The 12884-nt window shown below is 42.1% G+C and carries 14 protein-coding genes; all 14 read left to right on the forward strand.

All coding sequences use genetic code 11. From position 1 onward, the window contains the following. Positions 1-53 precede the first annotated feature (53 nt). Positions 54-416 (forward strand): PRD domain-containing protein, encoded by a 363-nt coding sequence (locus tag ABFG93_RS13920; protein WP_347548625.1) that lies wholly within the window; start codon positions 54-56, stop codon positions 414-416. Positions 417-429: 13 nt separating this feature from the next. Further along, positions 430-789 (forward strand): DUF2620 domain-containing protein, encoded by a 360-nt coding sequence (locus ABFG93_RS13925; RefSeq protein ID WP_347548626.1) that lies wholly within the window; start codon positions 430-432, stop codon positions 787-789. 21 nt (positions 790-810) lie between these two features. Then, on the forward strand, positions 811-2106 hold the full coding sequence (locus ABFG93_RS13930; RefSeq protein WP_347548627.1) for a YhfT family protein: 1296 nt from the start codon (positions 811-813) through the stop codon (positions 2104-2106). A 14-nt stretch (positions 2107-2120) separates the two neighbouring features. Then, a complete protein-coding gene (locus ABFG93_RS13935) occupies positions 2121-3044 on the forward strand; it encodes a phosphotriesterase family protein (protein ID WP_347548628.1) in 924 nt (307 codons plus the stop codon). Continuing rightward, positions 3041-4135 carry an aminotransferase class V-fold PLP-dependent enzyme gene (locus ABFG93_RS13940; RefSeq protein WP_347548629.1) on the forward strand — a complete coding sequence of 365 codons (1095 nt, stop codon included), beginning with the start codon at positions 3041-3043 and terminating at the stop codon, positions 4133-4135. The genes ABFG93_RS13935 and ABFG93_RS13940 overlap by 4 nt, the downstream gene beginning before the upstream one ends. 52 nt (positions 4136-4187) lie before the next feature. Then, positions 4188-5342 (forward strand): YhfX family PLP-dependent enzyme, encoded by a 1155-nt coding sequence (locus tag ABFG93_RS13945; protein ID WP_347548630.1) that lies wholly within the window; start codon positions 4188-4190, stop codon positions 5340-5342. A 1-nt stretch (position 5343) separates the two neighbouring features. Beyond that, positions 5344-6531 (forward strand): phosphopentomutase, encoded by a 1188-nt coding sequence (locus ABFG93_RS13950; protein WP_347548631.1) that lies wholly within the window; start codon positions 5344-5346, stop codon positions 6529-6531. Between the two features lie 12 nt (positions 6532-6543). Further along, positions 6544-7821, forward strand: coding sequence for a serine hydrolase (locus ABFG93_RS13955; RefSeq protein ID WP_347548632.1), 1278 nt, complete (start codon positions 6544-6546; stop codon positions 7819-7821). A 172-nt stretch (positions 7822-7993) separates the two neighbouring features. Then, complete coding sequence (locus ABFG93_RS13960) at positions 7994-9001, forward strand: LacI family DNA-binding transcriptional regulator (protein ID WP_347548633.1); 1008 nt, start codon at positions 7994-7996, stop codon at positions 8999-9001. An 18-nt stretch (positions 9002-9019) separates the two neighbouring features. Then, complete coding sequence (locus ABFG93_RS13965; RefSeq protein WP_347548634.1) at positions 9020-9976, forward strand: sugar kinase; 957 nt, start codon at positions 9020-9022, stop codon at positions 9974-9976. 5 nt (positions 9977-9981) lie between these two features. Continuing rightward, positions 9982-10635 (forward strand): 3-hexulose-6-phosphate synthase, encoded by a 654-nt coding sequence (gene hxlA, locus ABFG93_RS13970; protein ID WP_347548635.1) that lies wholly within the window; start codon positions 9982-9984, stop codon positions 10633-10635. Beyond that, entirely contained in the window at positions 10604-11158 is a 555-nt protein-coding gene (hxlB, locus tag ABFG93_RS13975) for a 6-phospho-3-hexuloisomerase (protein ID WP_347548636.1), read from the forward strand. The genes hxlA and hxlB overlap by 32 nt, the downstream gene beginning before the upstream one ends. 10 nt (positions 11159-11168) lie before the next feature. Next, complete coding sequence (locus tag ABFG93_RS13980) at positions 11169-11834, forward strand: bifunctional 4-hydroxy-2-oxoglutarate aldolase/2-dehydro-3-deoxy-phosphogluconate aldolase (RefSeq protein ID WP_347548637.1); 666 nt, start codon at positions 11169-11171, stop codon at positions 11832-11834. Between the two features lie 13 nt (positions 11835-11847). Then, positions 11848-12870, forward strand: coding sequence for a TRAP transporter substrate-binding protein (locus ABFG93_RS13985; protein WP_347548638.1), 1023 nt, complete (start codon positions 11848-11850; stop codon positions 12868-12870). Positions 12871-12884 lie beyond the last annotated feature (14 nt).

Consider the following 12884-nt stretch of genomic DNA (forward strand, 5'->3'; position numbering starts at 1 on the left):
GTTTCCTATGAAATTAATATACTAAATACTGTATATTGGAGGGTTAGACTTTTATGACAACGATTAAAGAGAGGTTGGAAATTCTGAAAGCTGGTGACGTCATTAGTGCAGATGCCTCTGTAATAGCAGAGAAAGCTGTACAAAGATTAACTAGACAAGCAGGAAGCACCCTTCCCCAAAATAAGGTGGAAATGCTTGTCACTCACCTGGCAACAGCGCTTACTCGTATTTCGCGTGGTGAAATCATTGATAGTCCACCAGATCAACTAGTTGTAGAGGTTGAGAAATCTGATCAAATTAATGAAGCTGTAAAGGAAATTACCTGGGTGCAGTCAATGTGGAATGAGAAAATTCCAGAGTCAGAGCTATCTTTTCTTAAAATACACTATGTATCTATTTTTCAAGAAATGAAATAGGAGGAGATTCGAAATGAAGATTGTAATAGGTGGTCAGGTTGATAAAAAAGAAGTAGAAGCACTTGTGAAGGAACACGGACCTGAGGGGATAGAAACCTCGATTAAGTCAGATGTAGAAGCGGCGATGGCGATAAAAACTGGACAGGCAGATTATTATGTTGGTGCATGCCACACTGGTGGAGGCGGTGCGCTTGCGATGGCAATTGCAATTGTTGGCAAGGCAAGCTGCGAGACTGTTTCGATGCCAGGTCGAAAGCCAAATGAAGAGAAAATTCAGCTGGCAGTTCAGGAGGGAAAGAAAGCATTTGGTTTTACAGCGGATCATAAAGAAGCGGCTGTGCCAATGATTATGAGAGCAATTAAAGCGCAGTAATCTGGAAGGGGGAATAGCAAGATGGAAATGGTGCTCATTATATTGATCGGTGCAATGGCTGCCGTTCTAGCAAATTTAAACCTGGCCGTTTTTAACGATGGCTTACGACCGATTGTACCAGAAAATACAGAAGGCCGAATGGGACGGAAAGAGCTTGGTTTAACAGCATTTGCTATGAGTTTTGGGCTCGTTGTAGGCTTTGGAATTCCTTTTACGATTACGGCAAGTATAATCCTCATTCACAGCATTCTTCTTGGGACAGACATTATTGGATTAATAACACCGCGAAATAAATGGGGAACGCCTGTTGCGGCTATTGTAGGTGGAGCTTATGGTGCAGGATTGCTCGTCGGATTAGAAGGGTTTGTAACATTGTTTGAGAAGCTACCATTGAACTTTCTTGATGCTATGGGACAGGTCGGATCACCGGTTGTCGTAACCTTTATGGCGTTTCCTGCTCTTGCCGTTGCTTTACAATTCAGCGTCAAAAAAGGTGTCCTTACTTTTATTGTTTCAGCGATCGTAAGGCAGTTAGCTGTTTGGTTAAATGAAAGCGGTGCCATGACGTTTGGTGATACAGCTGTTACTTTGAATCAGGAAGGTATGGCCCTTATTACAGGAATGATCTTCTTAATCACCTATGCTGTCCGTCAAAAATCAGACTCTGAAGGAAGCAGTATTGATCTCGCATCTGTTTTCAGTGAGCGGGTCAATCGAATTAAGAAGCATGTTGTTTATTTTATGATTATGGGTGGTCTTATTGCTGCTGCTACTAATCTACTCATTATGGCGGGAGACCCTATCTCGTTGAATTTGCTTGCAGAAGGACGAGTGACAGATGCTGCAATCGCAGCGGGTGCTCGTGCGCTCGGCTTTATTCCACTTGTTGCAAGTACAGCCATTGCCACAGGGGTTTATGGTCCGGTCGGATTTACAATTGTTTTTGTTGTTGGCTTGTTGGTTCCGAATGTATGGGTAGCTGCCATTGTTGGTGCAATCACGATTTTCCTTGAAGTCATGTTACTCAGTCAGATTGCGCGTTTTCTTGATAAGTACCCAGGTGTTCGCCAGTCAGGTGAGAATATTCGAACTGCAATGACTCGTATTCTAGAAGTCGCCCTCTTAATTGGTGGTGCGAATGCCGCCAATGCGATTGCTCCAGGACTAGGGTTCTTTATTATTGCAGGTTTCTACTTATTAAATGAGATCGCAGGTCGCCCGATTGTGCGAATGGCTGTTGGACCGATTGGTGCTATTGCCGTTGGTATTCTTGCTAATATCCTTGTCGTTCTAGGCATTATGCAAATACCGCAGTAAAAGGAGGTTTTAAGATGATTCAGACAGTTAGAGGCGAAATCACTCCAACTGACCTTGGTGTATGTTCAGCACATGAACACCTTTGTATTGATTTATCACGTATTAAAAAAGACCCTGATACAATCCTTGATGATGTTGGAGGAATGGAAGAAGAGCTTCGCCGCTTTAAAGCTTCGGGCGGCCAGGCGATGGTAGAAGTTACGAACGATGGAATGGGGCGGGATGCGGAGCTTCTTTGCAAACTAAGTGAGACAACAGGCGTCCATCTTATCGCAAGTACAGGTTTCTACAAAGATCCTTTTCTTCCAGAGAAATCCTTTTCATGGAATCGTGAAGATTTTGCTCAACATATGATGAATGAAATAAACAATGGAATCGAAGGAACAGAGGTGTACCCAGGGATCATTGGCGAAATTGGCAGCAGTCATAACGAAATTAAACCTATTGAAGAAGAGCTTTTAACTGGTGCTGGAATCGCAGCCATTGAAACCGGTCTCCCTGTCACAACCCATACAACGCTTGGAACGATGGGAGTCGAGCAAGTTGAGCTTTATTCGAAGCTCGGATTGACGATGGATCAATTAATTATTGGACATCAGGACCTCAATACTGATAATGGACGGGTGCTTGCTGTTGTGGAAGCAGGAGCATTCGTAGGCTTTGATACGATTGGCAAGAATAATTATCGGCCCGACGAGGATCGCATACGTTCGATTCTATTCTTATTTGAAAAAGGTTATGGTTCAAAGATTTTGTTATCTGCAGATTTAACCAGAAAGTCTCACTGGCATAAGCATGGAGGAATTGGTTATGACTATGTCCTCAATCAGTTTGTCCCTCGCTTGAAAGAAAGTGGACTATCTGATCAAGACATTCACATGCTTCTTATAGGTAATCCAGCTCGAGCTTTCAATCGTAAAGCGATGAAGCAGATATGAAGTATGCTGAATCTGTTTTACCTCAAATGTCGATTGAAGAAGCAACGATTAAGCAATTTGAATTAGTCGAGTGTATGACTCGTGAATTTACTGATAACGAGATGTTCCTAGATGGAGATCGAGGCGTAAATCCCATATATAAGCGACCAAGAACAACGGCTAAAGTTGAAAATGTTCTAGCCAACATGTTTGGCGCTGAACAAGCCGCACTTGTAAGAGGATCAGGTACAGGAGCGATACGTTCGTTACTAAGTGCCCTACTAAAACCTGGAGATTCAATCATCATCCATACAGCACCGATCTACATGACGACTAAAGAAACGATTCGTATGCTCGGGTTACGAACAGAAACAGTCGATTACAATGATTTAGAAGCTTTGACAAAATCAGTTGCTCATTCAGATGCGAATGTTTTCTATATTCAACATGCAAGACAACAGCCCAATGACACGTATCGTCTTAAAGAAGTCATTCATACGGTGAAAACGGTCAGGCCAGAGATGATCGTGGCTGTGGATGATAACTATTGTGCGCTAAAAATGCCAGAAATAGGTGTTGAGCTTGGAGCAGATTATTCTACCTTTTCTGGATTTAAATTACTCGGTCCTGAAGGTGTTGGAATCATTCTCGGGGATAAAGCTATCGACACGATCCAACAGCGAAATTACTCTGGGGGTAGTCAGGTGCAGGGACCAGAAGCAATGGAGTTACTTCGTTCCATCCCATTCGCACCCGTCTCCCTGGCGATCCAAAGCCAGCAAGTAGATCTCTTATGTGAGCTTTTAAATAAAGGTTCAGTAGCGGGGGTTAAAGAGGCTTACATTACAAATTCCCAATCAAAGAATGTCATTGTTGAGCTCAAGGAACCAATTGCTCAGGGAGTAATTGAGCGAAGTAAGGCATTTGGTGCTGCAACCTATCCAGTGGGTGCCGAATCTCGTTTTGAACTGGTTCCAATGATTTATCGCGTCTCTGGTAGTTTCCTAGAGAGTACGCCTGATCTACTTCATTACGGTTTACGAATCAACCCAATGAAAGCAGGGGCAGAAACCGTCATTCGTATTCTCAGGAAAGTCATGCAAGCAGAATGAATTCTACATCGTGGCAGCAAGAGTGTTGCATGTCGGTCAGGAGGTCACGACATTGTTTCTTACGCTTACAAAGAAGAGGAATCCAGAACTTATTAGAACAGGAGTAGAACTGCATCAAGCTGGTGTCATTCCACCGAATACGTACGTCATCGATCTTGACACGGTCGCTGACAACGTAACGAGTATGGCGCGCGCAGCCAGGGAGAATGATTTCACTTTGTATTTTATGAGTAAACAGCTCGGGCGAATAGGTGAGCTCGGTAAATGGATCGCTGATCATGGGATCAAACAAGCGGTTGCTGTAGAATTTGAAGAAGCTCGTAAACTTCATCAAGCAGGGATTGCTCTTGGGAATGTTGGCCATCTTGTGCAACCGGGGAAACACCAGTGGGGTGACATTCTCGAGTTTCAACCTGAAGTTGTTACTGTGTTCTCCATTGAACGTGCCAGGCAAGTGTCTGGTGCAGCTATTAAACTTGGAAAGAAACAGGATGTCATCCTTCGGGTGATCTGTGAATCGGATACCATTTATCCTGGACAGTGGGGAGGGTTTGCGCTAGATCAGCTTAAGGAAACTGTACCTGATCTTCATAAACTCCCTGGCATTGATGTAGTGGGCGTTACGTCATTTCCACTTCTATTAATGGATAAGGAGCGGAAAGAGCTTACGTTTACAAAAAACTTAAAAACGATCCTTTCTGCAAAAGAAATACTTGAAGAATCGGGATTTAGCATTCAGCAGGTTAATGGTCCGAGTGCAACGAGTACAGAAACCATACCGATGTTGAAGCAGGCTGGGATTACCCATGGAGAGCCAGGGCACGCCCTAACTGGTACCACTCCGCTCCATGCAGTGCGTTCACTTCCAGAAAAGCCAGCCATTATCTATGTATCTGAAGTCTCTCATGAGGATACAGACCATGTTTATGTGCTTGGAGGAGGATTCTACGAACGTGGGAATTTGACGGGTGCCTATGTTGGACAGACAGCTGAAACGATTTTTGACACGTTTTTAAAAGGGAAATCACTACCCTCTGAATACATCGATTATTATGGGAGACTTGAGCGGGGAGATCCTGTTGCTATAGGTGATACGGCTATCTTTGCCTTTCGAACACAGGTGTTTGTGACACGAGCGAACGTGGCGCTTGTACGTGGTTTACATTCTGGTTATCCAGAGATCGTGCATTTCGAAAGGAGAGGATAGCATGGGACGAATGATTGTGCTCGTTCTAGATAGTTTTGGCATTGGTGCAATGGATGATTGTATTGAATATGAACCCGGGGATTGTAGGGCAAATACGTACAAACACATTCGAGAAACAGTGCCGCTATCTATTCCGACAATGTATTCACTTGGTTTGAATCAGCTTGTTGACGGAAGTGGAGAAACAAATGGGGCTTACGGACGTTCCAGGCTCGCGCACCATGGTGCTGACACTTACATGGGGCATCAGGAGATTGCTGGAAGTCTACCAAAACGATCAGCCAAGCGCTTGATGAAAGACGTACACCAAGATATAACTGCAAATCTTTTAAGGGAAAATTTTAAAGTAGACTATCCATGGGAAGGTCGCCCAGTATTGTTGATTGATGAGACCATACTAGTAGCTGATAACATTGAATCTACGCCAGGAAATATTATTAATGTGACCGCCGACCTTTCGAAGGTATCCTTCGATCACGCTTTAAAGGTTGGAAACGTAGTAAGAAACTCGGTTGATACGAGCAGGGTTATTACATTGGGAGGTCCCCATACGTCAATTGACCATCTTATTTCAGTTGTGAAAGAAGGACAACCAGGGCAATGGGGGGTGGATAGTCCAAATGCGGGCGTGTATGGAGAAGACTACCATGTTCGCCATCTTGGATATGGAGTTCATGTCGAAAAGCAATTCCAGAAGCTTGCGGAACAGCAGTTACCAGTTTATCGAATTGGAAAAACAGCAGATGTTCTCGAAGGGAAAGATCTTGATTATTCTATTGTGAACACAGCAGAAGTACTTCATCAATTAAAGGAAACTTTTCTAAAAGAACGTCATGCTGCTTTCCTAGTAAATGTGCAGGAAACGGATCTTGCAGGCCATGCTCAGAATACAAGGTGGTATGCATCACTACTCGAGGAAGTGGATGTTTGGCTTAGTGACTTTATTCGGCTTCTTGAAGAAAATGATATCTTGATCGTAACGGCAGATCACGGGAATGATCCAACGATCGGGCATTCAAAACATACGAGGGAATATACTCCTCTGATGATTACTGGCCCGAATGTAAAACCAGTGTCAATTGGGACAAGAGAAACGATGGCAGACATAGGAGCAACGTTGAGTGACTACTTTCACATAGAGCAACCTGAGGCAGGGACAAGCTTTCTAAATGAAATTCTGAAGAAATAAGGAGGAAGATGGATGAACAAAATACTTGTTGTGATGTTAGTGGTTCTTACAATTAGTGCACCGTTTTTTTCAAAAGCATCTGCCGCTGCACAAAGTTCAAAACTTAGTCATGGAAGTCCACAGGGTGTTGGGATGGACCCTTCAACTCTCGAACAGATTGATAGTGTTGTACAGGAAGCATTGAATAATAAGGTCACTCCCGGAGCGGTTGTGTTAGTTGCGAAGGATGGAAAGATTGTAAAGGAATCGGCATATGGGTATGCAGAGAAATATGACATGGGCGTACTTTTAGAAAATCCTCGCAAGATGAAAAAGAAAACAATGTTTGATCTTGCCTCAGTAACGAAAGTCATGGGTACGACACAGGGAATTATGAAGCTTGTTAGTGAGGAGAAGCTGTCTCTAAATGACCGCGTAGCCATGTACATCCCTGATTTCGCGTCTAATGGGAAAGAAGAGGTTACAATTGCTGACCTACTAACGCATACTTCTGGTTTAACGCCATGGCAGCCAACTTATTTTCACGCAGAGAATTCAACAGAAGTTCTGGACTATATTAACGCACTTCCACTTGAGTATGAAACAGGTACAGATCGTCGCTATAGCGATTTTAGCTTCATGATGCTTGGATTTGTTATTGAAGAAATAAGCGGTCAACGGCTTGATGAGTATCTTTCAGAGAATATCTACCAGCCCTTGAAAATGAAAGATACGATGTTTAACCCATCAGATCATCTAGATAATAATATTGCAGCAACGTCATGGGGAAATCCGTTTGAGTACAAAATGGTCGATGATCCTAATTTTGGGTATACAGTTCCAGAAGATGCTGAGGACTTCAAAAGATGGAGAAACGAGACACTTATTGGAGAAGTAAATGATGGGAATAGCTATTATGCAAATGGCGGCATTGCTGGACACGCAGGATTATTCTCTACGGCAAGGGACCTTGCTGTTCTTGGACAGGCTATGCTGAATGGCGGCAACTATGGAAAAGTTGAACTTTATGATAATAGTGTGATTGAATCATTCACTATGGCGCAGCGTTTTGGTCAGGGATATGGATGGGAACTCAATAAAAGCTGGTATATGGGTGATAAGCATTCACAATCTGCTTTCGGGCATACAGGTTTTACTGGGACACAAGTGATTTTTGATCCTGAGTATAATCTTCAAATTATTTTGCTTACTAATAAGCAAAATAACGGCCCACTTGAAAGTGGCTCTTACCCAAGTACTGGAGGGCTATCCAAACAAGTCGTAAACATTGTATATGAATCGATTCAATAAAAGAGGGAGAGGGGGTCAGACACGTGTCTGACCCCCCTCTCCCTTCTTTTTATTTAAATTTAAACTTTTTTGACTTGAAGGGTTGTAAAACGCTTACATTCATTTTATAATACAACTAAATCGATTTACTAAATCGGTTTAGTAAAAATATTTCAGATATGGAGAATGTTTTATGAAACCTGTAACTATGGCAGATGTTGCAAAAAAGGCGCAAGTATCGAAGAGCACAGTTTCTCAATATTTAAATAAACGTTATGACTATATGAGTGAAAAGACTAAATTAAGAGTTGAAGAGGCCATTAAAGATCTTGGTTACCAACCAAACATCGTAGCAAGAAGCTTAAAACAAAAGTCAACGAAAACGATTGGGGTTATCGTTGCCAACATCCTTCATACTTTCTCAACAGAAGTAAGCAGAGCTGTGGAGGATGCGTGTCATGGAGAAGATTTTCACACAATCATCTGTAATGCTGATGATGATCCAGTAAAGGAAAAGCGTTATATAGAGATGCTCCGTGCCAAACAAGTTGACGGATTGATTATCTTTCCTACTGGTGACAACCGAGAACTCTACAAAAAAATGCTGGATGAGAATTATCCGCTCGTCTTTCTAGATCGTTCAGTTCCGGATATTCCCGCATCTTCCATAATGCTTAACAATGAAAAAGCTTCTGAATTAGCTGTTGATCATTTTGTTCGTAAAGGTCATAAGCATATCGCCATCATGACCACGTCTTTTATAGATAACATTTCTCCACGGTATGAGCGGGTAGAAGGTTATAAAAAAGCCTTACACTCTCGGGATATTGAAATAAAAGAAGAGTACATCCAATGTGTAGAGCCGGATCTAATTGCTTCATCACTTAAAGAAATGTTAGCACTCCCAATGCCTCCAGATTGTATTATTGCTGGTAATGATTTCGTGCTAAAAGAGGTGCTTCGATTTTCTAAGCAGCAATCCTTGAATATTCCAGATGACTTATCGGTAATCGGAATTGATGATGTGCCGTATGCAAGTTTTTACACTCCCCCAATTACGGCAGTAGCTCAGCCCACTTTTAAGATGGGTAAAATGGCAGCCGAGCTTTTGTTAGATAAAATCAATAAAAATAAGATGAAAGACAATCAGCCAGAATATCGTTTTGAACCTAAATTGATGATCAGAGAATCAGTTTACTAATGAGAAGGGGGACCAGGCATGAAAAAAGATGTTGTTACAATTGGAGATGCGATGATCACATTTGATCCTTCACATCATGGGCCAATGCGGTATGCTTCCACTTTTGAGCGTAAAGCAGGTGGAGCTGAATTTAATTTCGCAATTGGATGTGCAAGGCTCGGTTTACAAACGGGATGGATCAGTCGATTAGGAAATGATGAGTTTGGAAAATACATTCGCAATTTTGCTAGAGGTGAGGGAATTGATGTTTCAGAAGTACAGTTACTGGATCAGTATTCCACTTCGTTAAATTTCAAGGAAATTAGAGAAGACGGTAGTGGAAGAACGTTCTATTATCGTCATCATTCACCTACTGAAGCACTGACAGAAGCCACTCTTGATGAAGATATATTGAGGAGTTGCAAGCTGTTACATATCACAGGTGTTTTTGCTGCAATTAACCCAGATAAGAATATTTCTCTTCTCAAGCGAGCTGCGACGATAGCAAAGGATAATGGAGCGATGATCACTTTCGACCCTAATATTCGTTTGAAATTGTGGTCTCGCGAAGAAGCAAAACGTTGCTTAACAGATCTCCTTCCTTACGTCGATGTCCTGCTTACAGGTGAAGATGAGGCAGAATTACTTTTCGGTGTCCGCGATCCCGAAAAAATTGCACAAGCTTGTCAAAAGTATGGGATCTCAACAATTGCAATAAAAAAAGGTGAAAACGGGGCTTGTGCTTTTAAAAATGGTGACCTTGTTCATGCCGCTCCAATTCCACCAAAAAAAGTGATCGATACCGTAGGGGCAGGAGACGGCTTCGATGCCGGTTTTGTGTATGGATTATTAAATGGATGGACCCTTGAAAGAACCCTTAAGTTCTCAAATGCAATTGGCTCTTTGGTTGTAAGCGTTTATGGAGATAATGAAGGGTTACCAGAACTAGGGGAAGTCCTTGCACAGCTTGGCGAAAGAGAATTTATTGAGAGGTGATATAGGTGAAACTTCAATTAGCCCTGGACAGGTTATCAGATGACGAGTGTTTAGACATTCTTACAAAGACATATGAGGCCATCGACTGGATTGAGATTGGAACAGGGGTTATTAAAGAATATGGAATGCCAATTGTAAGGAAGATTAGAGAAACCTTTCCTAAATCAATCATCGTAACAGATATGAAAACCTGCGATGCCGGCAAATATGAAGCGGCTCAGGCATTTGAAGCAGGTGCAGACATTACGACTGTAATGGCTTTCGCCGCAGACCAAACGATTACAGATATATTAGATGTAGCTTTAGAGTTTAAGGGTAGAGTGATGGTGGATTTATTGGGTGTTACTCATAAACAACGCATCGAACAGCTTCATGACCTTGGAGTAGATCTTGTCAGCCTCCATTTTGGAAAAGACATGCAGAAAAATGGAAACATCACCGGTGATATCTTTGAACTTGTAAGCGGATTCCCTGACTTAGAAGTTGCCGTTGCAGGTGGAATCAATCTTGAAACTCTTTCAACTATTCTTCCATACGAACCTGATACCTTAATCGTTGGGGGAGGCATTACGAAACAGGGTAACCGTAAACATATGGCTGCACAAATCAAGGAGGCGATCCAGGAGTATGAAAGAAGTCATTCACACCGTAGCTCATGAAATTAATCAGGTGTTAGCAGAAGTGAACGAAGATCAAGCGAAGCAGCTCTCATCCTACATAGAGGATGCTAAACGAATTTTCGTGACTGGAGAAGGACGTTCTGGACTGATGGGAAAGGCTTTCGCGATGCGATTAATGCACGGCGGATATGAAGTGTTTGTTACCGGAGAAACCATTACTCCGAATATCGAAAATGGTGATTTGTTGATCGCTATCTCTGGATCAGGTTCTACTCAGGCGATTTGTTATTTTGCTGAAAAAGCCAAAGAATTAGGTGCCCGTATTTCAGCAGTTACTACGAATGCAAATTCCAGACTTGCTAAGATAAGCGATAATGTATTGCTCGTTCCTGCAGCTACTAAAAAGAGGCTGTCAGGTGAGCCTGATACGATTCAACCACTCGGAAACCAATTTGATCAATCGCTTCATCTACTCCTGGATGCCATCATCATCTACACGATAAATCAATCAAAGAAAACGGATAATGACAAAATGACCGCAAAACACGCAAATTTGGAATAGAGGTGAAAAAATGAATTGTTTGCAAAAAGTACAAGAAGCAAAGATTGTCCCAGTTGTCCGTAAAGCGAATCGAAGTAATATTTTACCAATAGCTCAAGCTTTGTTTGACGGAGGCATTAAAGCGATCGAGATTACAGCAGAAACTCCTGAGGTTGACATGCTTATTAAGGAAGTTAGAAGCAACCTAAATGGGCTGGTAGTAGGTGCAGGTACCGTATTGGATGCTGAAACGGCCAGAGCTGTCATTATGGCGGGTGCTCAATTTATTGTTTCGCCTACTGTTAATCGAGATACTGTCAAGATGGCAAAAAGATATGGGGTACCATGCATTATAGGTGCCTTGACGCCAACGGAAATGGTGACAGCCTATGAGTCGGGGGCTGATATGGTAAAAGTTTTTCCGGCGAACATCATGGGCGCCGATTATATTAAAAACATTCTTGGACCTCTTCCTCAGATTCAAATCATGGCAACTGGTGGCATCGATAAGGAAAATATGCTTGACTACTTTCATTCTGGAGCTAAAGTTGTTGGGATAGGAAGCCAACTCGTTCAACCTGCTCATTTATCAACAAAAGAAGATTTTGAGAGTTTACAAGAACTCGCAAGTCAATATGTTGAAAAGCTAGTAGAAGCAAATCGTACTTCATTAATTGAAAGCGGATTCAGAAAATAAAGGGGGAGCTTTTATGAAATATATATCTACTTTATTGTTAGTTATGGTCTTATCTGTCGGTGTTCTAGCGGGTTGCGGAAACAGTGAAGAAGCTGGAGCTGGCGATGATAGCAAACTTAAAATCATTGCGGCACATAACCAAACTTCACCTGAAAACCCATATCAATATGGCATGGAGGAGTTCAAAAAAGTAGCGGAAGAAAATGGAGATGGAAGTATTGAAGTAGAAGTCCATGCAGGAACTCTAGGTACAAGTGAATCAGAGCTTGTTGAAAAGCTTAAGCTTGGTGGAGCGGATGTTGTCCTTGTGTCTCCTGGTTTTATGTCAAAAACAGGCATTAAAGAAATTGATCTATTCGCAATGCCTTACGTGTTTGATAGTTATGAGCATTGGGAGAAAGCTGTAGATGGAGAAGTCGGTGATCAAATTGCCAAGACGATTAATGAGAAGTCAAATAATACATTCAAAGTACTGGGTTATTGGACAGCAGGAGTACGTCACTATTATGGAAAAGAACCGTTGAATGCAATGGAAGATATTGAGGGGATGAAATTCCGTACGCAAACCTCTGGCGCTATTGCTGACTATTGGGAAGCAACTGGAGCAGTACCAACATCTGTAGCATGGGGCGAGTTATATCAAGCTTTGCAACAGGGTGTAGTTGATGCCTCTGAGAATGCCTATCCGTATTTTGTTCAGCAAAATCATCATAAGACTGAGAATGGAAAATACATCACGGAAACCGCCCATGACTACACCACACGCTTATTACTCATTAATGGAGAGAAATTTGATTCTTACACGGACAAGCAAAAAGAAGCAGTATTAAAAGCAGCTGAAGCTTCAGTAAAGAAAGAAATTGAGGTCCTTCACAAGCAAGAAGAAGAGTATAAACAAAAAGCGATTGATGAAGGGGCAGAAGTGAATGAAATTGATCGTGACCCTTTCATTGAATTAGCAAAACCTATTCAGGATAAAACAGCAGAAGACATCGGTGCGACCGACCTGTTAGAAAAAATTCGTGATTTGAAATAAGGAAAGAATGAGGC

It is taken from the genome of Pseudalkalibacillus hwajinpoensis, from assembly GCF_039851965.1.
GTDB classification, from domain to species: domain Bacteria; phylum Bacillota; class Bacilli; order Bacillales; family Guptibacillaceae; genus Guptibacillus; species Guptibacillus hwajinpoensis_E.

Bases quoted from the DNA above. Each gene is read 5' to 3' on its own strand.
- ABFG93_RS13920 (WP_347548625.1), top strand. From the start codon at position 54: ATGACAACGATTAAAGAGAGGTTGGAAATTCTGAAAGCTGGTGACGTC.
- ABFG93_RS13925 (WP_347548626.1), top strand. From the start codon at position 430: ATGAAGATTGTAATAGGTGGTCAGGTTGATAAAAAAGAAGTAGAAGCA.
- ABFG93_RS13930 (WP_347548627.1), top strand. From the start codon at position 811: ATGGAAATGGTGCTCATTATATTGATCGGTGCAATGGCTGCCGTTCTA.
- ABFG93_RS13935 (WP_347548628.1), top strand. From the start codon at position 2,121: ATGATTCAGACAGTTAGAGGCGAAATCACTCCAACTGACCTTGGTGTA.
- ABFG93_RS13940 (WP_347548629.1), top strand. From the start codon at position 3,041: ATGAAGTATGCTGAATCTGTTTTACCTCAAATGTCGATTGAAGAAGCA.
- ABFG93_RS13950 (WP_347548631.1), top strand. From the start codon at position 5,344: ATGGGACGAATGATTGTGCTCGTTCTAGATAGTTTTGGCATTGGTGCA.
- ABFG93_RS13955 (WP_347548632.1), top strand. From the start codon at position 6,544: ATGAACAAAATACTTGTTGTGATGTTAGTGGTTCTTACAATTAGTGCA.
- ABFG93_RS13960 (WP_347548633.1), top strand. From the start codon at position 7,994: ATGAAACCTGTAACTATGGCAGATGTTGCAAAAAAGGCGCAAGTATCG.
- ABFG93_RS13965 (WP_347548634.1), top strand. From the start codon at position 9,020: ATGAAAAAAGATGTTGTTACAATTGGAGATGCGATGATCACATTTGAT.
- hxlB (WP_347548636.1), top strand. From the start codon at position 10,604: ATGAAAGAAGTCATTCACACCGTAGCTCATGAAATTAATCAGGTGTTA.
- ABFG93_RS13980 (WP_347548637.1), top strand. From the start codon at position 11,169: ATGAATTGTTTGCAAAAAGTACAAGAAGCAAAGATTGTCCCAGTTGTC.
- ABFG93_RS13985 (WP_347548638.1), top strand. From the start codon at position 11,848: ATGAAATATATATCTACTTTATTGTTAGTTATGGTCTTATCTGTCGGT.